Below are 24579 nucleotides of genomic sequence, written 5' to 3' on the forward strand. Positions count from 1 at the left end.
CGCACTTTCATTCTACAGGAGATCCGCAGGCAAGGGCTATTTTTATGCTTACTCGATTTTATCTAGCACCACGGGTTTATATTTATAATAGCCTATAACAGTATATCCAGAAAATAAGGCAATATCTGTCCACCAAAAACCGATTCTCGTTACCCCCTTTAAAGCCACTTTTGTTCCTATTTTCCTTGCTTGGTTTCTAATTACTTTAAGAATTTCATGTTTGTACGCTCTACCAATTAACACCTCATTTAGAGCATTCTTAAAAACAGTACTTATAGCTTTACCCGCTTTATAGCCTTTTATTATTTCCTGTACAGCTTTAGAAACTTTATCAAGAATTGCTACACTCCCAGCTACAATTTGATCCGCGGTAGCCCAACCAAAATATGAAGCAAGCCAACCTTTTAGACCATATTTTAATGCATACTGTATTCTATCAATGGAAATGGCAAAGTTCCCATCTGGATCCACATACATCAATGGATTATTTTTCGTATACACATACTGATTCAAACTTTGCGGCTCATTTTCAACCCCATCGACTGTATCTCTTGTCAAGAATCGCCCCATATTCGCATCATAATACCGTGCCATTAGGTAGTATAGTCCGGTTTCCTCATCCTAATAATACCCGGCATAACGGTATGGGTTCGCTGTTGCCATCGCGCCGGTTTTGGACAGAATGTTACCCCATGCGTCATACTCGTATTGCGCGACGACATTTCCGCTTGCGTCCGTCAATGCCACGACATCTCCATGGCCGTTCAAATGATAGTAGTAAGTGGCTCCGGCTTTCGTCATCGTGACCGGGCGGCCCAATGCGTCCCATGTATATTCCGCTGCGATGTTGTTATTGGCGTCTGTTTCATACAACAGACGAATCGAGTCGCCATCGTAGTGATAGTAAGTCGTACCGCTTGATGTTGTTTTGCTGATGCGTCTTCCTTGATGGTCATACGTATAGGTTGCGATCGTAGTGCCCGATGCGTTTTTTACTTGAATGAGACGGTTTTCGTCATCATACACAAACGTTTTGTTGCCGTTGTTCGTTAAATTCCCGTTCACATCATATGTGTATGCCTGTCCGTTAACGGCTGTTAGTTGGTCGGCGGCGTCATACGTGTACGTAGTCGTTGTAGTTGTTCCATTGTTGACGATTTTCTTCGTCCGGTTGCCAACCGATAGGCAAAGGATATCGTTTAATTTAATCTGGATGTCAATAAGATTATAGCAATGCAATACAAAGATACGTAATGATCCAAATAATGTAAATCACCAATCGTTTAAGATGACTATAAAAACCCGCCCGCACTCTCATTCGTTTGCTATTGCCAAAAGTTCATCCATCACGATTTTTCCCTGTAACGGCTGGAAAAAAGCTTGTCACCTCTGTTTTTCGGCCATCATGAAATAACTACATACTCAACAGCCAAAATATTGTGATGAACAAGGGGGAAGAAATGATGAGAATATCTGATTCTTAAAAGATATCATTTGCATGGGAGTTTAATTAATAAGGTGGAATATGATTCGACCACCAAAAGAGTATCTCTTAAAACGAAGTTATGCAAATGGCAACCATTCGATTATGACGAAACGAAAGATCCGGAAATGATTGAAGGATTCATTGTTTTTGAAGATGTAACATATTTTGAAACAGATTGCGTTAAAGACTTTGATGTTGATGAAATATTGGAAGTGGTGCTTATTTCCGCCACTCCATCGCTTGAAAAAGTAAAAATAGTCACCGACGGGGTGAACATTATCATGATCGAGGCGGGGAGTGTAGAGTGGCACTCACTTTGAGCGCCATGCTTAAAGGTAATTCTTGCAATGCGCGCAATACCGTTGGTCCGATAGTTTACGTTTTGAGAAACAGAGAGAGGTTTGTCGGCTGTCCAAAAACGCGGCGATGCATAGCCCCGGCACCGAAGTGGTTGTCAGCGATACAAATACGGAGTTCCATAATATTCCGTCCGGTTGAGCTCCGGGTATTCGGAAGTGAAATGAATGAAAATCGGGCACCAATCACAAAACGGGTGCGTGTGAAAAAAAGCGCGGTCGCCGTAGCGAATAGCTTCGAGTGCCAACGGCAATTCTTTCTTGAATACGTTCGCTCGGCGCGCATTTTCTTGCCGGCCCATTTGCTGGTTGCCAACGAATACATAGAGAAACAATACTAGCTGTTGCCCGGCTTGTTTCCATTCACCGAGCACTTCATCGCGTTGAGAAGTGAGCTGATCAGTGACAAATGCGCGGGAGACGGTGAGGAATAAGGCGCCAGTCGTGTCCGAGTGGGTTAAGGTGTACAGACGGCCGTTCACCGGTGACAGCTGGGTGATTCCAGCAGTCTGGGTGACGTGCAGTCGCTCGGGAGAGAGGTGTTTCATGGCGGTCCTCCTTCTTCTGTGGAAAGTGGTCGATCTCATTCATCTATATATGCCTTTATTGGCGGCGATGACAAAACAAAACCGAACGGGACGGTCGATCCGCGTTCGGTTTTGCTTTTCATGAGGTGGCGGCGGTCGCTTCTTTGTCCGCAGCGGCTTCATGATGGGCCAGCGGGGCGGCAGGATCGGCCCATTGCGGCCGCCAGGCGATGCAAAGCGCCCCGCCGATGATGCCGAGAATCGTGCCGACTAAGAAGCCGCCTAACGCACCCATGATCGATAAAATCGCGCTGAACATGCCGATGATGCCGATCAAGGTGGACAATCGCGGCATGGCGTAGGCCAAAACGCCCATCAACCCAACCATGCCGCCGAGGAAAAAACCGGCAAAGACCATGCTGCCAGGGACAAGGGAAATTTCATAAAGCTGTGCTGGAACCCATAAAATCACAACGCTTGACAGCAAGAGAAACGTTGCCCCCAAAAACGGCCGCCGTTTTTGCCATTGACGAAACCCACGCCAAGCAGAACGAATCACATTCACGGCTTCTCATCCTTTTAATTGAGTTTTTCAAAGTACACTTTCATCCCCGGAAGAGTGACTTTTTGTTGGAACAAATAAACCGTTTTGATGTCACCGTTTTCGATCGTAATGCTGTCCGCTCCTTGTGTGAATTCTTTCGCCGCTTTTTCAACGGGATTGTTCGTATTGCCAACGTAGCTTTCTTTCATGGTCAAGCTGCCGAAGGAGATGTTGCCGTCGATTTGTGTTGCTTTTTGCACAAGCCCGTCAATCGATACGGGTTCGCTGGCGGCAATGATGACGCGAATACCGAGCGCTGGAAAGTCTTTTGAAATCCGCAGACCTTGAATAGTTGCTTTTTCCATCTCATTGACGAAGACGGGTGTCTGCGGCGCATTGCCGGCTTCCGCCACTCCACCGTACATTTTGAAACCGCTGCCAGTAAGTTTGTTAAATTGGACAGTAAATTCACCGACCCCGCTGATGGGCACGGCGTAGGCGACGCCCGTCAATCCAAAGATGGACAGTAGAGCGCTGAGAAACAGAAACCCTCCAAGCAGTGCGGCGAGCAGCGGCTTTTTCGCCGTGCGCCCCCCAATGATGACCGATTTTGTTGCCATGTCCATGATTTCTCCACCCCCGTTATTCAATGGTTCGCGCTGTAAGCGCTTTATTTTTTATGTTAAAATCTTATGATAATTCAATATATTTATAAATCCCTATGTTTGTCGGGTTTTTCTTTCCGCCTTTATAGACAAAAAATGTGGTGAACAAAAGAAGGAATTAACCGCTCGAATGAAAAAGTAGATGATCAAAGCAACCGATTACTAACGGGGATGCGGGGGGATGGGGATGTCGAAGGAATTAAACGATCATTTGCTTCGTTTGCTGCAGGAAGCGGCCGGCATCTTGCATAGGTATGAGAGGGAGTTGAATCGGGAATGGGAGCGGATCGGGAAAGCGCTTGGCAAGCGGAATGTGCGGGTGAAAGAGGTGTTTTCCGCGCTTTGCGAATTCGTCCAAGCAAGACTGCTCCCGTACGGGGGCGAGCATCCAACGGATGAGCAGCTCGAACGCATCGGAGCGTTTCATCCGGAGATGATCATCTTTTCTTTGAATGTAATGGAAAATACGGTTCATCAAGTGTTGAAGGCACATGCGCTAGCGGCCTCCGCCTTGCACCCGGCCGTGCGCTATTTGTTTTTCAAATGGAATGAATGGCTGTTGTATGAAGTGAATGAACAATCATTCAAAACGAGCCGCGATTTTGCTTGGAAAACAGAGTCATTGTGGAAAGACGCCGTCATTTTGTTCAATGAATGGATTTTGCGGGCGCAGACGCTAATGGAATCGGCTAGGCATATTTGTTTTGGTTTCTCCTATTTTCTTCCTTTCAACCGCTGCGCGCTGTTTCAATTTGTCAATCAGGAGAGCACAGCCATCGGGCTGTCCGGACATGGGGTGGACCATGAACACATTCAGCGGTTGCGCGTCGAATTGGACAATATTCCGATGTTGAAAGAAAGCGTCGGAAAATTGAAAGCGGAAGTGCATGAATTTCGCCATTTTCGCCCCATTTACGTGCCGAGGGCAGCCGAACAGTTTCCTAACGTCTATGTCGAGTCATTCGAGTTGGCTTCGCTGGTGATCGTTCCGGTGTATGTGCCGACAGAGGGGCGAATGATTGGGGGCGTCGTTCTCGATCGCGGGCCAGGCCGTTTCTTTGAGGTTGACCGCCGCTTGTTTCCCGCGCTGATGAAATTTGGCCAAAGCGCGGGGGAGTTGTTGCTGAAATGGATCGAGGCGCCAAAAAAAGAATGGGAAGGAATGACGGAATCTCTGTCGCCAAGAGAAATGGAGATTTTGAAGCTGCTTGCGGACGGAGCCTCGACGGCCGAAGCCGCTGATCAGCTTTATTTGAGCGAATTTACGGTGCGGGATTACATTTCGAACGCCTTAAGGAAACTCAACGCGAAAAACCGGACGGAAGCGGTGGCGAAGGCGCTGCGTCTCGGGCTGATCGGATGACGAGCGGGATCGATGGACCCGCTCCATCTGATTTCACAAGATTTTCACCGATTGCTCACCGGTTGGACATTCTTTTGTTCTATACTCCTTGCTGAAAAAGAAAGCAGGAGGGAAAACTGTGGAACAAGCAGCGAAACCGGTGGACAGGCAGCGGCCGATGTATATGGCAGTCTGGAGGTGGCATTTTTATGCCGGCATTTTCTTTGCGCCTTTTTTGATCATTTTGGCGCTGAGTGGGGCCGTCTATTTGTTTAAGCCACAGATCGAATCGGCGCTGTATGGCCATTTGTATGAGGTGGACAAAATCGGAGGAAAGCGGCTGCCTTTGGTTGAATTGACGGAGCGGGTCAAAGAACAATACCCGCATTACCCTATCGTCTCCGTGACGCTCGAAAAAGAAGCGAAGCGGACCGTGAAAATCGGGATGATGGACAAAGGAGAAATGGTGTTTGCCTTTGTCAACCCGTATACCGGGAAGATTCAAGGTACCTTGCGCGCCGATGAGAATTGGACGGAAATCGCGAAAAAAATTCATAGCGAGCTGCTCATTGGCGGAACATTGGCGAACCGCTTTGTGGAGCTGGCGGCTTGTTGGGGGTTCGTTTTGTTAGTGACCGGGCTGTATTTGTGGTGGCCGCGGCAATCATTCTCGGTTTTCGGAACGTTTTGGCCGCGCTGGCGGGCGAAAAAACGTTTGGCTTGGCGCGACTGGCATGCGGTGACGGGGATATGGATGAGCGGCGGGATTTTGTTGCTCATTGTGACGGGCATGCCGTGGACAGGGATCATGGGAGAAGCGATCAATCAGGTGGCAACAGCGACGAACACCGGTTATCCGCCGTTTGCGTTCAGCTTCGGGCCCAAACCGGAATCGAAGGTTACGAAAGAAGTGGCGCAAGATGTGCCGTGGGCGACCGAGCAGCTGCCGGTGCCTTCTGTTCACGGGCGCAACACGACCTCGTTGTCGCTCGATGACGTGTATGCGATTGCCGAGGAAAAAAAGGTGAAAAAGCCGTTCACGATTTCGCTGCCGCAAGGCCCAAAAGGGGTGTTTACGGTGGCGACGTCGAAAACCAAGCCGTGGGATAACGCCACCTTGCACATTGACCAATATTCAGGCCGGGTGCTGAGCGATGTTCGCTTTTCGGACTATGGCGCATTGGCCAAAGCGATCACGATTGGTATTGCGTTTCATGAAGGACGGTTGTTTGGCCTGGCGAACCAGCTGATTAATCTCGTTTTTTGCCTTGGGCTTATCTTCTTAGCTGTAAGCGGCTGGGTCATGTGGCGGAAGCGGAAGCCAAAAGGATTAGGAGCACCGGCGCGGGTGCGGGACCCACAAACGGTGAAAACCGTCTGGGGCGGGATGATCGCCGCCGCCATCGTAATGCCTTTGTTTGCGTTGTCTCTCTTGTTTATCTGGTTGTTTGACCGCCTGATCGTTCCGCGCGTCCCGAAACTGCGCGAGTTTTTGGCGGCGTAACGGGGGCGCGACGGTTGGTTGCCGGCAGCGAAATCGAACGATATGATGGCCATTGTCCCTGACGCCGCGCGTCCGTTGTTTACGGGAGATTCTAGGAGGCTGGTGATTTACTCGCGCCACCGCTTCTTCGGATCGTTTCTCAAGTAGAAAAAGCTTGCTGCATCAGCCTCTATGTTCACGCGTTCCATCGCCGATTAAGGCAAACAGCAGTTTTTCACCAACCTTCTAGATGGCTGGTGAAAAACGGTTGCTTCTCTTGAGCAATGGGGGAACGTTTGAAAGACGATCTTGATGCGACAGGGCTTTTCTATTTGAGAAACGGGCTTGATAAAAGGAAATCACCAGCTCCCTAGTATAGCTTCGAGAAGGGCTACACCGCCGTTTTCCGTAATCGCTCGATGACTTGTACCGAATGCGGCAAGGTTTTTCTATTTGAGAAATGAGGATGGGAAGCGGCATGCACGATTAAATCACGATCACTCTAGATTCTCTGGCGGCGAAGGAAGATTTTGGCCTTCGTCGCTTGCTTTTGTTGTCATGTTTGGGCGCCGGCGTCATACGTATCATAAAGAAGCCATTTTGATTTTGCGCAAAGGAGGAATTGCATGTGAACCAATCGTATGCCTCTCCACAGTTGTTCGCGCTCATCGATCCGTATGTATACCATACTTTGCAAGGCGTGCGCGGCCAAGAGGTGGTGGTAGAAACCGTCCGCGGCTCGATCCAAGGGATCGTGAGGGATGTGAAGCCGGATCATCTCGTTATTGCCGCGCATCAGGCGGTTTATTATGTCCGCTTGGCGCAAGTCGTTTCCGTTCGCCTCGGCCATAACTGAAAAAGGAGGAAAAGGCGGTGGTCTTTCAGCGAATCGACCGGTTGGCGATTGAGTTGCCGAAGCCGAAGTACGCAGATCCCAATGCAGCGGCGGCCGTGCAGGAGCTGCTTGGCGGGCGCTTTGGGGAAATGTCGACGTTGAACAATTATTTGTTTCAGTCATTCAATTTTCGGCAAAAAAACAAGCTTCGCCCGTTTTACGAACTGGTGGCAAGCATTACTGCCGAAGAGTTCGGCCATGTCGAGCTCGTGTCTAACGCGATCAACCTTTGTTTGACCGGCTCCACCCACCTAGGTGACCCGGATACAGCGCCGATGAAGGACGCGAAAGACAAGCGCAATACGTATCATTTCATCGCTACGGCGCAGACGGCGTTTCCCGGCGATTCGATGGGGAAGGCGTGGACGGGAGAGTACGTGTTCAACAGCGGCAACTTGATTTTAGATTTGCTTCATAACTTTTTCCTTGAGTGCGGAGCGCGCACGCATAAAATGCGCGTCTATGAAATGACCGATCACCCGACGGCCCGCGAGATGATCGGCTACTTGCTCGTACGCGGGGGCGTCCATATTTTAGCGTATGCGAAAGCGTTGGAAGTGGCGACCGGTGTGGATGTGACGAAGATGCTCCCGATCCCGAACTTGGATAACCGTGTGTTCGACGAGGCGAGAAAGTATGAGGATCAAGGCGTCCACCGCCGGCTTTATACGTTCAGCGATCGCTATTACCGAGAAATCGCCCGCATTTGGCGGGGCACGCATCCGAGCGATGGAAAGCCGCTCGAGGTGGTGGAAGGAGCTCCCCAAGGAGGGACGATCCCGGATTTGGACGAAGTGCCGGAAGAATTCGCCCCAGGGATTTCGGCGGAAGACTTTTTCGCAATAGCCAAGCGGCTGCAGCGATCGGCCGGATTGTGATGAGGCGCCCAATGGCGCCTCATTTTTTGCAAAGCCGGCCATTAGCTAGAATCGCATCGTTCCTTTTCCTTGGTTCCGCAAACGCATCAACGAAAAGCCCAGCCCCATTGACTAGAATCGTATGGGTTCCTTTCCCTCACGAGTCTACGCTCGAAGAAGCGGTCCGTTTTCTTCCTGCTGTCCGTTGGCGGCAATCGTTTGGAGCACAGCGAGGAAGCGGCGGGCGCTTTTCGGCAAATACCGTTGTCGGTCGAGGATGGCCGCGGCTTCCGCGGTCATCGACGAGTCGGTGATCTCGAATACGTCGATGCCGGGGAGGCGAAACAAGGCCACGGTCGATTGCGGCACAATGGTGGCTCCGAGGCCTTGGGCGACAAGGGAAAGCAAGATCGTCGCATCCGGGCATTCGCATAAGACGTTCGGTTCAAAGCCATGGCGGCGGCATTCCTCGATGACTCGCTCGTACTGCCCGGCGCCGTGCACCCGGTGAAGAAGGAGAAGCGGCCAATTGGCAAAATCGCGCATGCATAGCGCGGCTCGCCCGTTGTTCCATTGCGCCGGCAAGACGCCGACATAACGCTCGCTCGCCAGCTGGATGACGTCGTAATGAGCTGCATTCATCGGCAGGCGGACGATGCCGATGTCAATGTGCCGCTCTTGAAGCAGCTGACAAATGGAAAACGTATCCCCCTCCCGAAGATGGAAGGTCACGTTCGGAACTTGTTCGTGGAAGTGACGGATCGCTTGGGCCAAATAGGAAAAACACGATTTGACGCAGCCGATCGACAGCGTTCCCGCCGTTCCGTCTTCGATTTCTTTTACTTCCGCCACGGCGTCATCAAGCTGGCGCAGCAGTTGTTTCGCCTTTTCGTAAAACGCTTTGCCCGGTGGGGTGAGCTCCATTTTTTTCGCCTTCCGGTCAAACAAAAGAACACCGAGCTCTTCTTCGAGCTGCTTCAGCTGCTGGCTGAGCGGCGGCTGGGCGATGTGAAGCTTTTGCGCCGCTTTGGTGATTTGTCCCTCTTCGGCAATCGTGACGAAGTATTTCAGCTGTTTCACATCGATCATGCGTTTGTCTCCTTTCGTTCGCGGATTCTCTTTCGGTTTTTGGGAAATGGCGCTGGTGGAGAAAGGGGAATGCCTGCCGCGTCCGCTTGTATACATTTTTCATATCGGTACGTTTATTGTTTTTGTATTTTTCATATATGAAATCATATGTTATATTAATTTTGAACATTCAGAATGAAAGCGTTTCCTTAGCTATTATACCCGAAAACGGAGGGGATGAAAATGCCGGCCAAAACAGGAAAGGAGTATATGGAGCGGCTCAAGCAGGCGAAAAGCAGCGTGTACATCCACGGGGAAAAAGTGGAGGATGTCACCGTTCATCCCGCATTCCGCAACGTCGTCCGCTCGATGGCGGCGCTTTACGATCGGCAATACGAAAAGCCGGAGAAGATGTTGTACCGGTCGCCGACAACCGGGCAGCTGGTCGGAATGACTTTCATTCAGCCGACTACGATCGATGAGCTTATCGCCCGCCGCGAGGCGACGCAAGAGTGGGCGCGGATGTCGGCGGGAATGATGGGGCGCTCGCCTGATTATTTGAATGCCGAAGTCATGGCGATGGGCATCGCCAACGATTTGTTTGCCGAAGACGATTCGATATTTGCCGAAAATGCGAAAAACTACTATGAATACGCGCGGGAACACGACATCAGCTTGACGCATACGCTCATCCATCCGCAAATGAACCGCGCCAAGGCGCTGCACGAACAAAACGATGCCGATGTGCCGCTTCACTTGGTGGAACGGCGCAAAGACGGGATCATCGTCAGCGGCATCCGCCTATTGGCGACGCAAGGCGGGATCACCGATGAAATTTTAGTGTTTCCCTCGACCGTGAAAAAAGCGACATCCGGCGAAGACCCATATGCGCTTGCCTTTGCCATTCCGAACAATACGCCAGGCGTGAAGTTCATTTGCCGCGAGGCGTTTGACTACGGGAGGAGCGCGTGGGATCATCCGCTGGCATCGCGTTTTGAGGAAGGCGATGCGATCGTTTCGTTTGAAAACGTGTTTGTGCCGTGGGAGCGCGTGTTTGTGTGCGGCAATTCATCGATTTGCAACCGGACGTTCCGGGAAACGAACGCAGTTGTTCATATGTCCCATCAAGTCGTGGCGAAAAACATCGTCAAAACGGAGTTTTTGCTTGGTGTCACCCTTTGCCTCATCGAAGCGATCGGCATCGGCGAGTTCCAGCATGTGAAAGACAAAGGGGCGGAAATCATGCTCGTCCTCGAGACGATGAAAAGCCATTTGTACCGGGCCGAGCACAATGCGAAGCGAGACCGTTGGGGAACGATGACGCCCGATTTTGCTGCGCTCGATGCCGCGCGCAACTGGTATCCGCGCATTTATCCGCGCCTAGCGGAGATCATCCGCATTTTAGGGGCATCGGGGTTGATGGCGATTCCGACGGAGGCAGATTTTCAGCACGAGGAAATTGGCGACATCGTCCGCCGGGCGATGCAAGGGGCGACGGTGGACGGCTATGAGCGCGTCCAGCTGTTCCGGCTCGCCTGGGATCTCACGATGAGCGCGTTCGGCGCCCGGCAGACGCATTACGAATATTACTTTTTCGGCGACCCCGTTCGGATGGGGATGGCGTATTTCGATGGCTACGAAAAAGAGCCGTATAAACAGTTCGTGCGCGAATTTTTGCGCGGCGCCAAAAGCGTGTTCATTCCGGCTGACACCAAGCATTGACCGTTCATTCGCACGTTCTCAAACACGGATCGGGGAACAGCGGAGGGTGCGCGGCTGCGGCGTTTCCTAAGAGGCTGGTGATTTCGTGCAAAATATGACTGATTCCATCCGTTTCTCAATTAGAGAAACCTTGCAGAATCAGCTTTCTTTTCTGAATGAAAATACCGCCGATTCGTGTGTGACAGTCGTTTGTCACCGCCCTTCTAAGGTTGCCGCCGCGCGAAAACAGGCGTTCAGTGGCGCGCAAGCCAGGCGGATTTGGGCGTGCTGCGAGATGTTTGAAGTGAAAGGATGTGGCCAGCAACAAGGAACGTTTTGTTCCATGTTCGCCATCAGAAAAGACGGCTTCTTTCTGTCGGCCACCCAACGCTAGATGAAGGAAGGTTGCGAAAGGGGGAAGAGAGCGATGGCATTTTCCATTATTCGCTGCGCCCGCGCGGTGTTGCATGTGACCGATTTGGCCGCCGCCCGCGATTTTTACGAACGGGTGCTTGGGTTTGTCGTGACGGAAGCGGATGAAGATCATCTGTATTTGCGGGGACTTGAAGAATATCATCATCATAGCCTTCTCTTGAAAAAGGCGCCCCGCCCTGCGGTCGAAGCGCTTAGCTACAAAGTCGGTTCCGAGCAGGAATTGGAAGCGCTTTATGAATGGTTTGCGGCGCAAACGCTGCAGCCGAAATGGCTCGAAGCGGGAAGCCAGCGCGCCGTCGGCAAGGCGTTTCGCGTGCAAGATCCGTCCGGACTGCCGCTTGAGTTTTTTGTCCATATGGAGAAAACCGAGCGGTTGTTGCAGCGGTATGACTTGCACCGAGGCGCCCGCGTGCAGCGCATCGATCATTTCAACTGCGCGGTGACGGATGTAAAGAGCGCATATGACTTTTATGTCCGGGGTCTGGGCTTTGCCTGCTCAGAATATACGGAAACAGAGGATGGGAAGCTTTGGGCAGCATGGCTGCATCGGAAGCAAAACGTCCACGATTTGGCGCTGATGAACGGAAAAGGGCCGCGCCTTCACCATATTGGGTTTTGGCTGCCGGATCCGCTCAGCCTGATCCATGCGTGCGATGTGCTGGCAGCGGCCGGATATGCAGCGAACATTGAACGCGGGCCGGGCCGTCACGGATTGTCGAATGCCTTCTTTGTCTATTTGCGCGATCCGGATGGCCATCGAATCGAGCTGTACAACGGTGATTATTTGACGAGTGACCCTGATTTTCCGCCGATCCGCTGGGATTTGGATGATCCGCGCCGGCAAACGTTCTGGGGCCATGCAGCGCCGGACAGCTGGTTTGAAGAGGCGTCCATCGTCCTTGACGTTCACAGCGGCCAGCCGGTCGAGCCGAATGAACCGATGTTGGCGAAGCGGAAACCGACCTTCCTGATTTAGAAAGCGGATTTCATCTATCGAAAGAAATATAGCGTTTCCGGCGGTTTCTCCACGATAAAATAATATATGATTTTATCGTTGATTTTATATATGATTGTATGTAAAATATAAGCAAGATTCAGAAAAATGAAGGCGATAGGGGGCAAGGGGATGGCATACCGCGAAGTGAAAGAACGGCTGCGCGGCTCGATCGCGCCGGTCGTCACGCCGTTTGATGAAGAGGGAAACGTTGATCTGGCAGCTCTGACGGCGCTCATTGACTGGCATATCGAAAGCGGCACACACGGCATTTCGGTGACGGGAACATCAGGAGAACCGAGCTCGCTGACGCTGGAAGAACGAAAGCAGGTGATGGAAGCGGCGAAGAAGGCGGTCGCCGGGCGCGTGCCGTTCGTGCCGGGGACGGGGTCGACGAACCATGCGGAGACGATCGAGCTGACGAGATTCGCCCAAGAAATCGGGGCTGATGCCGCGATGGTCATCGTCCCCTATTACAACCGTCCATCCCAACAGGCGCTGTACAAGCATTTTCAGGCGGTGGCCGAGGCGGTCGACATCCCGATCATCGTCTACAATATCCCTGGCCGGACGGCGGTCAATTTGGAGGTCCAAACATTGGCGCGGCTGGCGGAAGATTGTCCGAACATTATCGGCGTGAAAGAGTCGAACAAAGACTTTGAGCACGTCAACCGGGTGCTATGGCATTGCGGGCGTGATTTCCTGCTGTTTTCCGGTATCGAGCTGTTGTGCTATCCGATGCTGGCGATTGGCGGCGCCGGGTCGATCAGCGCGACGGCGAACGTCGTGCCGCAAAAAGTAGCCGAGCTGCACGACGCTTGGTTTGCCGGCGATGTCAAGCGGGCGCAAGATCTTCATTTTGAATTGATGGAACTCAATGACGTGCTGTTTATCGAAACGAACCCGGGCCCGGTGAAAGCGGCGCTCGGCATGATGGGGAAAATCACTCCGAAGCTCCGGCTGCCGCTCGATTTGCCAAGCGAAGAGAACGAGCGGAAAATCCGCCGCACGCTCGTCAAATACGGGTTGCTCGCCGAGACGCCGCAATGAGCGCGCTTGCTGAGGAAGGTGGGGGAGTGATCCTTGCCGCCTAGGATGTAGGGAAGCGTCGGCGTTGGTCATCGATATGAAAGGGGGAAGGGCGATCATGAACGTGCGGTTGCGCTTGGCTGGCCGACGGCATCTGTTCGAGGCGAAAGCGGATTGGCGGAGCGGAACGATGACGCTGGAGGGACGGACCGCGCCCATTGACGAATGGGAGTGGGAAGCGCCGGACGTTGGCGCTCTGTATGGGGTGGCGCTTAATGACCGATGGGAATGGGAAGGGATGGCCGAGGCCATGACCGCTCCGCCGTACGAGCAGCCACCAAAAGGGCCTGTGCTGTATATGAAGCCGGCCAATACGATCAACGCCCATCGCCGGCCGGTCGTTCTCCCGCCCGGTGTCCAACGGCTTCGCGCCGCCCCGGCGATCGGTCTGGTTATCGGGCGAACCGCCGCGCGCGTGCGGCGCGAGCAGGCGCTCGATTTTGTATTCGGTTACACGATCATCAATGACCTGTCGATTCCGCACGAACAGCGGTACCGACCGGCAATAAAGGAGCAGGCGCGCGATGGGTTCACCCCGGTCGGCCCGTGGATCGTGCCGAAAGAGGAAACGGTGCCGCTGTCATCGTTAATGGCGCGCGTATATGTCAATGGTCAGCTCGTTCAGTGCGCTGATCTCCGCCGGTTCCGGCACCCCCCTGAACAATGGCTGGCCGAGGTGACCGAATTTATGACCCTTTACCCGGGCGATGTGCTGTTTTTCAGCTGGCCGGCTGACGCGCCGCTCGTGGCGGCAGGAGATGTGGTGCGCATCGAAATGGACGGAATCGGTGTGTTGGAAAATCGGATCATTGCCGAAGAAGGGGGAGGAGGGGCATGAAGCGGGCGCGCGTGGCGTGGAACGGAACGGTGACCGACGCGGTGCCGCTTGACGACGGCCGCCTTCTGTTGCCGGATGGGACGGTGGCCGCTGAGAGCGACGTCATCTGGCTTCCCCCGGTCGAGCCGCGCACGATCGTGGCGCTTGGATTGAATTACGCCGATCATGCGGGGGAACTGTCGTTTGCCGCGCCGAAAGAGCCGCTTTTATTTTTCAAAGGGAAAAACACGCTCATCGGCCATCGCGGCCGAACCGTTCGCCCCGACGGCGTCAACGTGATGCATTATGAATGCGAGCTCGCGGTCGTCGTCGGTCGCCCGGCCCGCCGGGTAAAAGCAGAGCGGGCGTACGACTACATTTGCGGTTACACGATTGCCAACGATTATGCTGTTCGCGACTACTTGGAAAATTATTACCGACCGAATTTCCGCGTCAAAAACCGCGATCGAACGACGCCGCTCGGTCCATGGATCGTCAGCCATGAGGAAGTGGGCGATCCGATGGCGCTTCGTTTGCGGACGTATGTCAATGGGACGGTTGTGCAGGAAGGGGATACGGGCGATATGATCTTTTCGATCCCGCATTTGCTCGAGTACATCACCGAATTCATGACGCTCGCGCCTGGCGACTTGATTTTGACCGGCACGCCGAAAGGGGCGGTGAACGTCCAGCCCGGCGATGAAGTGGTGACGGAAATCGAGCGCATCGGCCGGCTCGTCAATTACATTGAATAGCAGGGTAGCGGTGATCAAGCTAGACGATGACCAACGCTTTGTTTTGCCTTGTCAATTACATTGAATAGCAGGCAGCGCCCGGCAGAAAGCGTGGCATCGGGCGTTCAGAGCGAAAGGGGAGAGGATCGTGCCGCACTTTGTCTTAGAATACACGGCCAATCTCGGCGAAGAGGCCGATATTCGCGGCTTGCTTGAAAAAGTTCACCGTGTGCTGATCAAGCGGAGCGATTGGTTTCCCGTCGGCGGCATCCGCTCGCGCGCCATTCGGCTTGACGAGTACTATGTGGCTGACGGGGCCGAAGACGATGCGTTTGTGCACGGGACGCTGAAAATTGGCGCCGGGCGTCCGGAACAGGTGAAAAAAGAAGTCGGCGACGAGCTGTTTGCCGTGATGAAAGACCATTTCGCCCCGCTGTTTGCCAAACGCTATTTGGCGCTGTCGCTTGAGCTGTATGAATTCAGCGAGGCGGGGACGTATAAACACAACAACATTCATGCGCGTTATCGAGCGCAGCGGTGATGGGGGGAAACGAATGGCAGTGCAACCAAAAGTGCTTCATTATATCAATGGGCAGTTTGTGGAAGGGGCAGCCGGTCTGTATTTCACCAATATCAATCCGTTTACGAACGAACCGATCAACGAAGTGGCCGAAGGACGAAAGGAAGACATCGACGCGGCGGTCCGGGCGGCGAAAGAGGCGTTTGATCACGGGCCGTGGCGGACGATGCCGGTGGAGCAACGGCTTCGTTATCTGTTCCGCATCGCGGAGTTGATCGAACAGCGGGCGGACGACATCGCCTATTTAGAGGCGCTTGATACCGGCATTCCGATCAGCCAAGCGAAAAAACAGGCCGCCCGCGCGGCGGAAAACTTCCGCTTTTACGCGGAAATGGTGAAAACGCGCCTTGTCGGCGAAGCGTACCACGTCCATGGTCAGTTTGTAAACTACACCGTCCACAAGCCGGTCGGCGTGGCCGGGCTCATCACGCCGTGGAATACACCGTTTATGCTCGAGACGTGGAAAGTCGCTCCAGCGCTGGCGACTGGCAACACGGTCGTCTTGAAGCCGGCCGAATGGTCGCCGTTGACGGCGAATCAACTGGCGGAAATCATCGATGAAGCCGGGCTGCCGCGTGGGGTGTTCAACGTCGTGCACGGGTTTGGCGAAACGGCGGGCGCCGCGTTGGTCGCCCATCCGGACGTGCGCCTCATCTCGTTTACCGGCGAGACGACGACCGGCATGGACATCATCCGCAACAGCGCCGCGACGTTGAAAAAAACATCGATGGAGCTTGGCGGCAAGTCACCGCTCATCGTGTTCGCCGATGCGGATCTCGAACGGGCGCTTGATGCGGCCGTTTGGGGTGTATTTTCGCTCAATGGCGAGCGGTGCACGGCCAACTCGCGGCTTTTGCTCGAGCAGGCGATTTACGACGAATTTGTCGCCCGGCTGAAAGAGCGCGTCGACCGCATCGCCATCGGCGACCCGATGAACCCAGCGACCGAACTGGGGCCGCTGATTCACCGCGATCATTGGGAGCGGGTGAACCGCTATATAGACATCGCCAAGCAAGAAGGGGTGGACGTCTATGCCCCCGGTGTTCCGAACGGGTTGGAAAACGGCAATTTTGTGCCGCCGACGCTGCTGCTGAACTGCCATAACGGCATGAAGGTGGCGCAGGAAGAGATTTTCGGACCGGTGATGGCGGTCATGTCCTTTGCGGATGAAGAAGAGGCGATCCGGCTGGCGAACGATGTGAAATACGGATTGGCGGCATACGTCTGGACGAACGATCTAAAGCGCGGCCACCGCGTCGCCCAAGCGATCGAAAGCGGGATGGCATGGGTCAACTCGCCGAACGTCCGCGATTTGCGCATCCCGTTTGGCGGGACGAAATACAGCGGCATTGGCCGCGAAGGCGGGCATTACAGCTTTGATTTCTATACGGAAGTGCAGGTCGTCCACGTTGCGGTCGGCGACCCGCCGATCCCCGCGTTTGGCAAGGGGGGGAAACGGACCGCCTTGTCTGCCGAACAGGCATGACGACTAGTCAACCTATATGATCTAGTCTATGATAGACGTATGGGAACGAAGGCGAAAAACAAAACACAGTTGGCGTATGAGTATATGTTGTCCCGCATTGAAAGCGGCGTTTATGGCCCGGGATACCGCGTCGTCATCGACCAAATCGCCCGCGAGCTCGGGTTAAGCAGCATCCCGGTGCGCGAGGCGATCCGCCAGCTTGAGGCGGAAGGGCTTGTCGAGTTCAAGCCTTATGCAGGTGCTGTGGTCAGCACCATTAACGAAAACGAATATGTGGAGACGTTGTCCGTGCTGGCGGTTCTGGAAGGCTATGCGACCGCGCTTGGCTCCGCCAATTTGAAGAAGGAGGCGATCAACGAGCTTGAGCGGTTGAACGAACGGATGGAGCGGGCGCTTGAAGAGCTGGAGCTGGAACGGTTCAGCGAGCTGAACTATGAATTTCATGCTTTGATTTACGCCCATTGCGGCAACGCCTACCTTGAAGAGCAAATCAAGCAAATTTGGCAGCGGATGAGGCGCATCCGCTTGTACGGATTCACATTTGTTCCTCAGCGGGCGAAAGCATCGATCGAAGAGCATCGAGAGATCATCCGCCTGCTACGGGAACAGGCGCCGGCGCATGACATCGAACAATACGTCCGCCAGCATAAACTAAACACCGCCGAGGCGTTCAAGCAGCGGCGCTGACCACGAGTCTGACCCCAAAGGATGGTTTTCGGCAGACACTCGAGAGAAGTGATGCTGTTCTCCTATAGGGAGGTAAACAAGGTGTCCCCATTCTTTTGGGGCACCTTCCACAAGGGTTTTGAAAACGTTATCAATAAGAAAGGGGGAAATCAACATGAAAAGGAGAATGTCTCTTTTCATGACAGCATTGTTGCTCGTGCTCCTTGTCGCTTGCGGGAAGACAACGACATCTGGAAATGGAGGGGACGAAATCAAAATCGGCGCCATTTTCTCGGCCTCAGGTGGAGCGGCGCCGCTCGGCAAGCCGGAGATGGAGACGGTCAAAATGCTTGTTAAGCAATGGAACGAGCAAGGCGGCATAGATGGAAAGAAAATCAAGCTGATCGCCTATGATGACAAGTCCGACCAAAACGAGGCCGTATTATCCGCGAAAAAACTCATCGAGCAAGACAACGTGACAGCCATCATCGGCGGCACGATCAGCGGAAACTCCTTAGCCATGATCCCACAAATCGAAAAGGCAGGCATTCCGTACATTTCCCTCGCAGCAAGCAAACAAATCGTCAATCCAAGCGATGGATCCTCACGTCATTGGACATTTAAAACCGCTCAAGGAGACAATATCGTCATCCAGAAGCTGCTTGGTTTTTTAAAAGAGAAACGCTGGCTGAACGTCGCCTGGCTGAACGTCGCCAATGCATACGGAACGAGCGGACATGAAGAGTTTGTGCATTATGCCCCGGAATATGGGGTGAAAGCCGTCATCGAAGAGGAGTTTGAGGCGACGGTCGATGACGCCAAAGCGATGTTGACAAAGGTGAAAAAAGCGAATCCGCAAGCCATTATCGTATGGGGAACGGCGCAGGAATCGGCGGTCGTCACGAAAAACATCCGCCAGTTGGGCATTGCGGCGCCGATTGTGGAAAGCCACGGCATCGGCACGAAAAGCTTTATCGACTTGGCCGGTGAGGCGGCCAACGACGTATGGTTCCCCGCCGGGCGCATTTTAGTGGCGGATCAGCTTCCGGACAGCGACCCGCAAAAAGAAACGCTGCTAAAATACAAACAAGATTTTGAAAAAGCGTACGGCTATGCGCCGACCACATTTGGCGGACATGCGTGGGATGCGTTTCACTTGTTGGCCAACGCGATCAAAGAAGGAGGCACTGAGAAAGAGAAAATACGGTCGGCTCTGGAGAATACAAGAAAATTTATCGGCATTTCAGGCGTCTTCCATATGTCAAAAGACGACCATACAGGGCTTGACGCCGACAGTTTAGTGATGGTGCAAATTCAGGATGGAAAGTTTGTGCTCGCGGAGCAGTAAACAGGGAATGAGGTCGCTAATTCCCTTTTGTTCCATCTAACCGTTGAAGGAGGGACGGGGCATGGAAGCGTGGAGCCAGTTTGTGCAGCTGTTGTTTTCTGGGCTGACAGTCGGCAGTATTTACGCGTTGGTGGCGCTCGGATTTGTCATTACGTACAGCGTGACCGGCATTTTAAATTTGGCTCAAGGCGATTTCGCCATGTTAGGGGCGCTGTTTTGCGTTACGCTCGTCAACGACGGCGTGCCGTTTGTGCTCGCGATTGGGCTCAGCATTGTGGCGGTGATGGCAATCGGCGCGCTGTTTGAGCGGCTGGCGATTCAGCCGGCGCGCCGATCGCCTGTCGCGGTGCTCATTATCATTACGATCGGGGCGTCGTTTGTATTCCGCGGAATTGCCCTGCTCGTTTGGGGGACGAATCCGTACGCGCTGCGCCCTTTTACGGGCCATGGGGCGCTTGAGGCGTTTGGAGCGGTCATCCAATGGCAAAGCGTCTGGGCGATCATCCTTTCGCTCGCGAGTTTTGCCGCCTTGCATCTGTTCTTTCACCGAACGTACATCGGCAAGGCGGTGGCCGCCTGCGTCATCAACCCGTTTGCCGCTCGGTTGATGGGGATTGACATCCGCAAAATGTCGCTTGGCGCGATTGCCGCCAGCGCTGGTCTGGGGGCGCTCGCGGGAATCGTCATCGCCCCGATTTCCGGCGCTTCTTATGATATGGGGATGATGATTGGGCTGAAGGCGTTTATTGCCGCTGTTGTCGGGGGATTGACGAACGCCCCGGCTGCGATCGCCGGCGCGTTTCTCGTCGGGCTGCTTGAATCATTTGCGGAAGGATACTTGTCCTCGGGATACAAAGAAGCGATCAGCTTTGGGCTGTTGCTGCTTGTGCTGTTTTTCATGCCGAACGGGCTGTTTGCCAAGATGACAGGAAAGCGGGTATAAGGGGGACGGATGGATGGAGCACGGTCAACGAATGACGGATGGACGAAAACGATGGCTTTGGCTTGCCGGCGCAGTCGTTTGGCTCGGTCTCCCCTGGCTCGTTTTCGGCAATAACTACGTGCTAAGCACCCTTGTTCTCATCGGGCTGTATGCGCTCGTAGGCACAGGGATGACGCTGTTGATGGGGTATGCGGGCCAAATTTCGCTCGGCCAGGCGGCGTTTTACGGCATGGGGGCTTACACGTCCGCCTATTTGACGGCGCACGCAGGATGGCCGGCTTGGTTGGCGTTGGTTGCCGGTGCGGCATTGGCCGCTTTGGTGGCGCTTGTCGTCGGCATTCCGGTTTTTCGGCTGCGTGAACATTATTTGGCATTGGCGACGTTAGGCTTTGGCGTCATTATGTTTACATTTTTTAAAGAATGGAAAGGGATCACAGGAGGGCTGAATGGCTTTTTTGGCATCCCTCCAATCCGTATCGCCGGGATTCCGCTGCAAAGCGATTGGCAGTTTTACTACCTCGTTTCGTCGTTTGTTCTGGCCGGGGGATGGTTTGCCCGCAATGTTGTCCGCTCCCGGGTCGGAAGGGCGCTGCGGGCGATTCATGGAAGCGAAGTGGCGGCAAGCTCGCTTGGGGTGAACATTACGAAATACAAGCTGCAAATTTTTATACTCAGCGCTGTTTACGCTTCGGTGGCGGGGAGCTTATACGCCCATTACGTTACGTTTATCAATCCGGATTTATTCGGCATCATTCCTTCGATTTACTTTTTAATCATGGTGATCATTGGAGGGACAGCCAGTGTATGGGGAGGACTCGTCGGCGCTGCCGTATATGTCTGCTTAGGAGAATGGCTCAAAGCGGTTGTTCCGTTGTTGTTGCCGAATGCCGGTGGAGAGTTTGAAATTGTCTTTTTTGGCTTGTTGCTCGTCATCATGTTGATTTACATGCCGAACGGGTTGACAGGTGTCGCGCCCCAAGGATTGAGGCGGTGTTGGAAAACAAGTTGGCGTCAATCTGAGCGGGCGACGGCTGTCGACAGCCATAAGGCCCGTTCGATTGGAGGGGAGCAGGGATGAGCGCCATGTTGCTCGAAGTGGAGCAATTGTCGAAGTCATTTGGCGGCATTCAGGCGGTGCAGAACGTGTCTTTTTACGTAAAAAAAGAAGACATCGTCGCGGTGATCGGGCCGAACGGGGCAGGCAAAACGACCTTGTTCAATATGATCAGCGGTATTGTTCCGCCGACAAGTGGTTTCGTTCGTTTTCAAGGAGCCATAGTCAGCGGCAAACAACCGCACGAACTGGCGATGTTGGGAATGACAAGGACGTTTCAAAACTTGCAGCTGTTTGCCGATATGACGGTATTGGAAAACGTGATGGTCGGATTTCATTCACGGTTGAAGAGCGGAATCGTGAGCGCCGGTTTTCGGTTGCCGCGTACGGTGAAAGAAGAAAAGCAAGCGCAGGAACAGGCGTTTTTCTGTCTCGAGCAGGTCGGCTTGGCCCATCTCGCCTGGGAGCGAGCAGGCACGCTGCCATATGGGATGCAGCGGCTTGTGGAGATCGCCCGCGCGGCTGTATCCCGTCCTTCGCTCATTTTGCTTGACGAGCCGATGGCCGGCTTGAACCCGCAAGAATCGAAGCAGCTCGTTGACGTGTTGCTGATGATGAGGGAACAAGGCTTTAGTTTTTTGTTCGTGGAACATGATATGGAAACGGTGATGGCGATCGCCGACCGGATCGTCGTCCTCGATTACGGCAAAAAAATCGCCGAAGGAGCACCGGAAGAGATTGCGCGGCACCCTGATGTCATCAAGGCGTATTTGGGAGAGGAGGCGGTTTGATGCTGACGCTTCGCAACGTTCATGTCCACCACGGCCATTTGCACGTATTGAAAGGAATCGATTTGCACGTCGGCCAAGGAGAAATCGTGGCGATTGTCGGCGCCAACGGGGCGGGCAAAAGCACGCTGCTCGGCACGATGGCCGGCGTCTACGCTCCAACCGAAGGGGAGATTCTTTTTGAACAGAAACCGCTTCCCTATGGAAAGGCGGAGAAAATCGTTGACCAGGGCATTTGCCTTGTGCCGGAGAGGCGGCAAATTTTTGACAGTTTGTCCGTGAGGGATAACTTGCTGCTGGGGGCGTATCGCCGTCACCGCCGCGACGGACAGGAAGTGAAGCGCGACTATGAGCGGGTGCTTGAACTGTTCCCGAAACTGCAAACGATGCTCGACCGTCCGGGAGGACTATTAAGCGGCGGCGAGCAGCAAATGCTGGCCATCGCCCGCGGGTTGATGGCGAGACCGAAGCTGCTTTTGCTTGACGAACCGTCGTTAGGGCTGGCTCCGCTTGTGGTCAAGGAAGTGATGGGGATGCTGACGCAGCTCTGTGATCAATTTCAGACGTCCATGATTCTTGTCGAGCAAAACGTGCGGGCTGCGCTGCAGATCGCGGATGAGGCGTATGTGTTGGAACGCGGTCAGATCGTGATGCACGGAAAGGCCGCCGAGCTGCTTGCCGATGAGCGGGTGGCGGAAGCGTACCTTGGAGCGGCAGGCCGCCGATGACAGCTGGATACCGTCGTTGTTTCTTTCCTTTGTTTCTGCTATGATGGGGGTAGATTTGCCCGCATCCTAGCATGAATAGGAGCAAAATGCCGGACGAAGCGGCCGGACTGTAGAAACATCAAGAAGGAAAAGCCGCCTACACGCCAGCGGAAGGCGCAGGATGGCTGATCATGAAAAGGGAAGGACGGGAGAACGGATGGATGATCGGATGTTTCGCAGAGCGATGGGAAAATTTGCGACCGGCGTGACGGTCGTGACGACGGAATTTCAAGGGGAAGTGAAAGGGATGACGGCGAATGCGTTTATGTCCGTTTCACTCGATCCGAAGCTGGTCGTCGTCTCGATTGGTCATAAAGCACGAATGCATGACATTGTCAAGCAAACAGGAAAATTTGCCGTCAACATTTTGCGCCGCGATCAGGAAGAGCTGTCGCGCTTGTTTGCCGGCCAGTTGAAAGAAGAGCGCCCCGTTTCGTTTGAGTGGGTGAACGGCCATCCGCTTTTAGCGGAGGCGTTGGCGAATATTTTATGCAACGTCCACAGCGCGCACGTCGCTGGCGATCATACGTTGTATTTTGGCGAAGTCACCGATATTATCATGAAAGACGAACCGGGCGATCCGCTCTTGTTTTTCGAGGGCCAATATCGAAGCATTGGTCAGTAAAAACGCGGACAGGGTTCAAGTGACTTTTCCAAGTTTTCTGCCAATATCGAAGCATCGGCCAGAAAATAGCCTATTCGGCGGCAGTCTCAGCTATAGAAACCGCGCCATCGGGGCGCCGGTGAGGAAGCGGAGTGCCGCTCGCTGCCAAACACGGATCAGCCAAGGAAAAGAGGACGTCTCTACTATGAGACGCCCTCTTTTTGTGTTATGGTTTCAATACATCATGATCGACGTACCGTTCGCCGTTCAACTCGCTGATGACGTTGATGGCGACTTTTGCCCCGTCGCCCGCGGTGATGATCGTATGGACGCTGACGCCTGCCACGGTGCCGGCTGCCCAAATGCCGTCGATGTTCGTTTTGCCGTTGGCGTCGACGTCAATCACTGTTTTAATGCGCGGCTCCGTGCCCGGTTTTGTGCGCAGGCCGATTTTTTCCGCGAGGTCGGTGGCGACGCCAGTGGCGAAAATGACGTGTTTCGCCTCATAGGAGCCGCTGTCCGTTTCGAGGCGGAAACCGCTGTCTGTTTTTTGCACGTTCGTCACTTGCGTTTCCACCAATTCGGCACCGAATTTGGCTGCTTGCCGTTTTCCCGTTTCGACCAAGTCCGGTCCGCTGATTTCCGGAACACCGTAATGGTTTTCCACCCAAGCGCGCTTTGTCATGCCTTTGTCGTTGTCAAACAACACCGTTTTCTTTCCGGCTTTGGCGGCGAAGATCGCGGCGCTCGCTCCCGCTGGGCCAGCACCGATAATGGCGATATCGTACATGGCTGCTTCCTCCTTTGTTTGAATATTGGGACTACCTTTACTGTAGCATAGATGGAAACAGAGTCCAAATCATCTGCTTTTATTTTAAATTGATTATTATTTTATATTGAATTTAAATTAGTCCTTGATTATAATAAAAGTAACGCGATGGAAAAGGGGAGAAGATCGATTGAACAAGACGATCATTTGCCAACAATGCGGCCAGCCGTTGCGGCGGTTGAAGCATTCATGGCTTTGCCAATGCGGAATGAAAATCGTTCTTCATCGATGAAGCGGGAAGGCTGCCTGAGCCGGCTGTCGGGCTGTTTTGGGAGGCGGATGCAAACCCGCGGGTCCTCTTCATCGATGCGACAACGGGTGAAGAGCAGTATGGACGGGACAAGACTTTTCTATTTGAGAAATTGGCATACCCACTTCCATGATCGTCCTTTTGGAAAAACGGTGAACAACGCCGATCCTCCGGAAATCGATGAGGTTGGATGAGAAGCCAACCCGTGGTTGATTCAGTTTTTTCAATTGAACAAGCCATCTATGAATGCAATCCCCTTTTTTAGAGAAAA

26 protein-coding genes and 1 pseudogene are annotated in these 24579 nt (G+C 53.5%); 20 read left to right on the top strand and 7 right to left on the bottom strand.

Annotation, left to right across the window (positions count from 1 at the left end):
- Positions 1 to 48: 48 nt before the first annotated feature.
- Positions 49 to 609 (bottom strand): annotated as a pseudogene (locus B4113_RS20830) (RHS repeat-associated core domain-containing protein); the annotation flags it as partial.
- Between the two features lie 12 nt (positions 610 to 621).
- Positions 622 to 1239 carry a hypothetical protein gene (locus B4113_RS20835; RefSeq protein WP_231559792.1) on the bottom strand — a complete coding sequence of 206 codons (618 nt, stop codon included), beginning with the start codon at positions 1237 to 1239 and terminating at the stop codon, positions 622 to 624.
- Positions 1240 to 1518: 279 nt separating this feature from the next.
- Between B4113_RS20835 and B4113_RS16280 the strand changes: the two genes are divergently transcribed.
- The gene (locus tag B4113_RS16280; RefSeq protein ID WP_231559793.1) at positions 1519 to 1806 is read left to right on the top strand and encodes a hypothetical protein; all 288 of its coding nucleotides are present in this window, start codon (positions 1519 to 1521) and stop codon (positions 1804 to 1806) included.
- Positions 1807 to 1940: 134 nt separating this feature from the next.
- Here B4113_RS16280 and B4113_RS16285 read toward each other — a convergent pair whose 3' ends face one another.
- The 3 genes from B4113_RS16285 to B4113_RS16295 all read right to left on the bottom strand — a co-directional run bounded on the left by B4113_RS16285 (position 1941) and on the right by B4113_RS16295 (position 3539).
- Positions 1941 to 2390: a staygreen family protein gene (locus B4113_RS16285; RefSeq protein WP_033023370.1), complete on the bottom strand. Its 450-nt coding sequence runs from the start codon at positions 2388 to 2390 to the stop codon at positions 1941 to 1943.
- 118 nt (positions 2391 to 2508) lie between these two features.
- Positions 2509 to 2934 (bottom strand): DUF6114 domain-containing protein, encoded by a 426-nt coding sequence (locus tag B4113_RS16290; protein ID WP_033023367.1) that lies wholly within the window; start codon positions 2932 to 2934, stop codon positions 2509 to 2511.
- A 14-nt stretch (positions 2935 to 2948) separates the two neighbouring features.
- Positions 2949 to 3539 carry a DUF6230 family protein gene (locus B4113_RS16295; RefSeq protein WP_033023366.1) on the bottom strand — a complete coding sequence of 197 codons (591 nt, stop codon included), beginning with the start codon at positions 3537 to 3539 and terminating at the stop codon, positions 2949 to 2951.
- Between the two features lie 226 nt (positions 3540 to 3765).
- On the opposite strand from B4113_RS16295, the gene B4113_RS16300 reads away from it, so the two are divergent.
- The 4 genes from B4113_RS16300 (at position 3766) to B4113_RS16315 (ending at position 8176) form a co-directional block, all read left to right on the top strand.
- Positions 3766 to 4941 (top strand): response regulator transcription factor, encoded by a 1176-nt coding sequence (locus B4113_RS16300; protein WP_033020456.1) that lies wholly within the window; start codon positions 3766 to 3768, stop codon positions 4939 to 4941.
- A 118-nt stretch (positions 4942 to 5059) separates the two neighbouring features.
- The gene (locus B4113_RS16305; RefSeq protein ID WP_033020454.1) at positions 5060 to 6424 is read left to right on the top strand and encodes a PepSY domain-containing protein; all 1365 of its coding nucleotides are present in this window, start codon (positions 5060 to 5062) and stop codon (positions 6422 to 6424) included.
- Positions 6425 to 7031: 607 nt separating this feature from the next.
- On the top strand, positions 7032 to 7259 hold the full coding sequence (locus tag B4113_RS16310) for a YuzF family protein (protein WP_033020452.1): 228 nt from the start codon (positions 7032 to 7034) through the stop codon (positions 7257 to 7259).
- Between the two features lie 17 nt (positions 7260 to 7276).
- A complete protein-coding gene (locus B4113_RS16315) occupies positions 7277 to 8176 on the top strand; it encodes a manganese catalase family protein (protein WP_033020451.1) in 900 nt (299 codons plus the stop codon).
- A gap of 144 nt (positions 8177 to 8320) precedes the next feature.
- Here B4113_RS16315 and B4113_RS16320 read toward each other — a convergent pair whose 3' ends face one another.
- On the bottom strand, positions 8321 to 9244 hold the full coding sequence (locus B4113_RS16320; protein WP_033020450.1) for a LysR family transcriptional regulator: 924 nt from the start codon (positions 9242 to 9244) through the stop codon (positions 8321 to 8323).
- Between the two features lie 222 nt (positions 9245 to 9466).
- On the opposite strand from B4113_RS16320, the gene hpaB reads away from it, so the two are divergent.
- The 15 genes from hpaB to B4113_RS16395 all read left to right on the top strand — a co-directional run bounded on the left by hpaB (position 9467) and on the right by B4113_RS16395 (position 23250).
- On the top strand, positions 9467 to 10945 hold the full coding sequence (gene hpaB / locus B4113_RS16330) for a 4-hydroxyphenylacetate 3-monooxygenase, oxygenase component (RefSeq protein WP_033020446.1): 1479 nt from the start codon (positions 9467 to 9469) through the stop codon (positions 10943 to 10945).
- A gap of 85 nt (positions 10946 to 11030) precedes the next feature.
- Entirely contained in the window at positions 11031 to 11318 is a 288-nt protein-coding gene (locus B4113_RS19725; protein ID WP_131385718.1) for a hypothetical protein, read from the top strand.
- A 33-nt stretch (positions 11319 to 11351) separates the two neighbouring features.
- Positions 11352 to 12335, top strand: a complete 984-nt coding sequence (hpaD, locus tag B4113_RS16335) for a 3,4-dihydroxyphenylacetate 2,3-dioxygenase (RefSeq protein ID WP_033020445.1) — start codon at positions 11352 to 11354, stop codon at positions 12333 to 12335.
- 150 nt (positions 12336 to 12485) lie between these two features.
- A complete protein-coding gene (gene hpaI / locus B4113_RS16340) occupies positions 12486 to 13403 on the top strand; it encodes a 2,4-dihydroxyhept-2-ene-1,7-dioic acid aldolase (RefSeq protein WP_033020443.1) in 918 nt (305 codons plus the stop codon).
- 97 nt (positions 13404 to 13500) lie between these two features.
- A complete protein-coding gene (locus tag B4113_RS16345; protein WP_033020442.1) occupies positions 13501 to 14280 on the top strand; it encodes a fumarylacetoacetate hydrolase family protein in 780 nt (259 codons plus the stop codon).
- Positions 14277 to 15014, top strand: a complete 738-nt coding sequence (locus B4113_RS16350) for a fumarylacetoacetate hydrolase family protein (protein WP_033020441.1) — start codon at positions 14277 to 14279, stop codon at positions 15012 to 15014. Before B4113_RS16345 ends, B4113_RS16350 begins: the two co-directional genes overlap by 4 nt.
- A gap of 127 nt (positions 15015 to 15141) precedes the next feature.
- Positions 15142 to 15534: a 5-carboxymethyl-2-hydroxymuconate Delta-isomerase gene (locus B4113_RS16355; protein ID WP_033020439.1), complete on the top strand. Its 393-nt coding sequence runs from the start codon at positions 15142 to 15144 to the stop codon at positions 15532 to 15534.
- A 13-nt stretch (positions 15535 to 15547) separates the two neighbouring features.
- Complete coding sequence (hpaE, locus tag B4113_RS16360) at positions 15548 to 17059, top strand: 5-carboxymethyl-2-hydroxymuconate semialdehyde dehydrogenase (RefSeq protein WP_033020437.1); 1512 nt, start codon at positions 15548 to 15550, stop codon at positions 17057 to 17059.
- A 39-nt stretch (positions 17060 to 17098) separates the two neighbouring features.
- Positions 17099 to 17746 (top strand): GntR family transcriptional regulator, encoded by a 648-nt coding sequence (locus B4113_RS16365; protein ID WP_033020435.1) that lies wholly within the window; start codon positions 17099 to 17101, stop codon positions 17744 to 17746.
- 154 nt (positions 17747 to 17900) lie between these two features.
- The gene (locus B4113_RS16370; protein WP_033020433.1) at positions 17901 to 19073 is read left to right on the top strand and encodes an ABC transporter substrate-binding protein; all 1173 of its coding nucleotides are present in this window, start codon (positions 17901 to 17903) and stop codon (positions 19071 to 19073) included.
- Between the two features lie 61 nt (positions 19074 to 19134).
- Positions 19135 to 20016, top strand: coding sequence for a branched-chain amino acid ABC transporter permease (locus tag B4113_RS16375; RefSeq protein ID WP_033020432.1), 882 nt, complete (start codon positions 19135 to 19137; stop codon positions 20014 to 20016).
- Positions 20017 to 20029: 13 nt separating this feature from the next.
- Positions 20030 to 21094 (top strand): branched-chain amino acid ABC transporter permease, encoded by a 1065-nt coding sequence (locus B4113_RS16380; protein WP_033020431.1) that lies wholly within the window; start codon positions 20030 to 20032, stop codon positions 21092 to 21094.
- Positions 21091 to 21861 (top strand): ABC transporter ATP-binding protein, encoded by a 771-nt coding sequence (locus B4113_RS16385; protein ID WP_033020429.1) that lies wholly within the window; start codon positions 21091 to 21093, stop codon positions 21859 to 21861. The genes B4113_RS16380 and B4113_RS16385 overlap by 4 nt, the downstream gene beginning before the upstream one ends.
- Complete coding sequence (locus B4113_RS16390; RefSeq protein WP_033020426.1) at positions 21861 to 22586, top strand: ABC transporter ATP-binding protein; 726 nt, start codon at positions 21861 to 21863, stop codon at positions 22584 to 22586. Before B4113_RS16385 ends, B4113_RS16390 begins: the two co-directional genes overlap by 1 nt.
- A gap of 196 nt (positions 22587 to 22782) precedes the next feature.
- Positions 22783 to 23250: a flavin reductase family protein gene (locus B4113_RS16395; protein WP_033844772.1), complete on the top strand. Its 468-nt coding sequence runs from the start codon at positions 22783 to 22785 to the stop codon at positions 23248 to 23250.
- A gap of 205 nt (positions 23251 to 23455) precedes the next feature.
- Here the strand turns inward: B4113_RS16395 and B4113_RS16400 are convergent, their stop codons facing one another.
- A complete protein-coding gene (locus tag B4113_RS16400) occupies positions 23456 to 24019 on the bottom strand; it encodes an FAD-dependent oxidoreductase (RefSeq protein WP_033843116.1) in 564 nt (187 codons plus the stop codon).
- Positions 24020 to 24579 lie beyond the last annotated feature (560 nt).

The organism is Geobacillus sp. B4113_201601 (genome assembly GCF_001587475.1).
Classification (GTDB): domain Bacteria; phylum Bacillota; class Bacilli; order Bacillales; family Anoxybacillaceae; genus Geobacillus; species Geobacillus icigianus.

What these genes read in the sequence shown, in the direction of transcription:
- B4113_RS16285 (WP_033023370.1), bottom strand. Translation starts at nt 2,390, where the DNA reads ATGAAACACCTCTCTCCCGAGCGACTGCACGTCACCCAGACTGCTGGA.
- B4113_RS16295 (WP_033023366.1), bottom strand. Translation starts at nt 3,539, where the DNA reads ATGGACATGGCAACAAAATCGGTCATCATTGGGGGGCGCACGGCGAAA.
- B4113_RS16300 (WP_033020456.1), top strand. Translation starts at nt 3,766, where the DNA reads ATGTCGAAGGAATTAAACGATCATTTGCTTCGTTTGCTGCAGGAAGCG.
- B4113_RS16320 (WP_033020450.1), bottom strand. Translation starts at nt 9,244, where the DNA reads ATGATCGATGTGAAACAGCTGAAATACTTCGTCACGATTGCCGAAGAG.
- hpaB (WP_033020446.1), top strand. Translation starts at nt 9,467, where the DNA reads ATGCCGGCCAAAACAGGAAAGGAGTATATGGAGCGGCTCAAGCAGGCG.
- hpaD (WP_033020445.1), top strand. Translation starts at nt 11,352, where the DNA reads ATGGCATTTTCCATTATTCGCTGCGCCCGCGCGGTGTTGCATGTGACC.
- hpaI (WP_033020443.1), top strand. Translation starts at nt 12,486, where the DNA reads ATGGCATACCGCGAAGTGAAAGAACGGCTGCGCGGCTCGATCGCGCCG.
- B4113_RS16345 (WP_033020442.1), top strand. Translation starts at nt 13,501, where the DNA reads ATGAACGTGCGGTTGCGCTTGGCTGGCCGACGGCATCTGTTCGAGGCG.
- B4113_RS16350 (WP_033020441.1), top strand. Translation starts at nt 14,277, where the DNA reads ATGAAGCGGGCGCGCGTGGCGTGGAACGGAACGGTGACCGACGCGGTG.
- hpaE (WP_033020437.1), top strand. Translation starts at nt 15,548, where the DNA reads ATGGCAGTGCAACCAAAAGTGCTTCATTATATCAATGGGCAGTTTGTG.
- B4113_RS16365 (WP_033020435.1), top strand. Translation starts at nt 17,099, where the DNA reads ATGGGAACGAAGGCGAAAAACAAAACACAGTTGGCGTATGAGTATATG.
- B4113_RS16370 (WP_033020433.1), top strand. Translation starts at nt 17,901, where the DNA reads ATGAAAAGGAGAATGTCTCTTTTCATGACAGCATTGTTGCTCGTGCTC.
- B4113_RS16375 (WP_033020432.1), top strand. Translation starts at nt 19,135, where the DNA reads ATGGAAGCGTGGAGCCAGTTTGTGCAGCTGTTGTTTTCTGGGCTGACA.
- B4113_RS16380 (WP_033020431.1), top strand. Translation starts at nt 20,030, where the DNA reads ATGGAGCACGGTCAACGAATGACGGATGGACGAAAACGATGGCTTTGG.
- B4113_RS16385 (WP_033020429.1), top strand. Translation starts at nt 21,091, where the DNA reads ATGAGCGCCATGTTGCTCGAAGTGGAGCAATTGTCGAAGTCATTTGGC.
- B4113_RS16390 (WP_033020426.1), top strand. Translation starts at nt 21,861, where the DNA reads ATGCTGACGCTTCGCAACGTTCATGTCCACCACGGCCATTTGCACGTA.
- B4113_RS16395 (WP_033844772.1), top strand. Translation starts at nt 22,783, where the DNA reads ATGGATGATCGGATGTTTCGCAGAGCGATGGGAAAATTTGCGACCGGC.
- B4113_RS16400 (WP_033843116.1), bottom strand. Translation starts at nt 24,019, where the DNA reads ATGTACGATATCGCCATTATCGGTGCTGGCCCAGCGGGAGCGAGCGCC.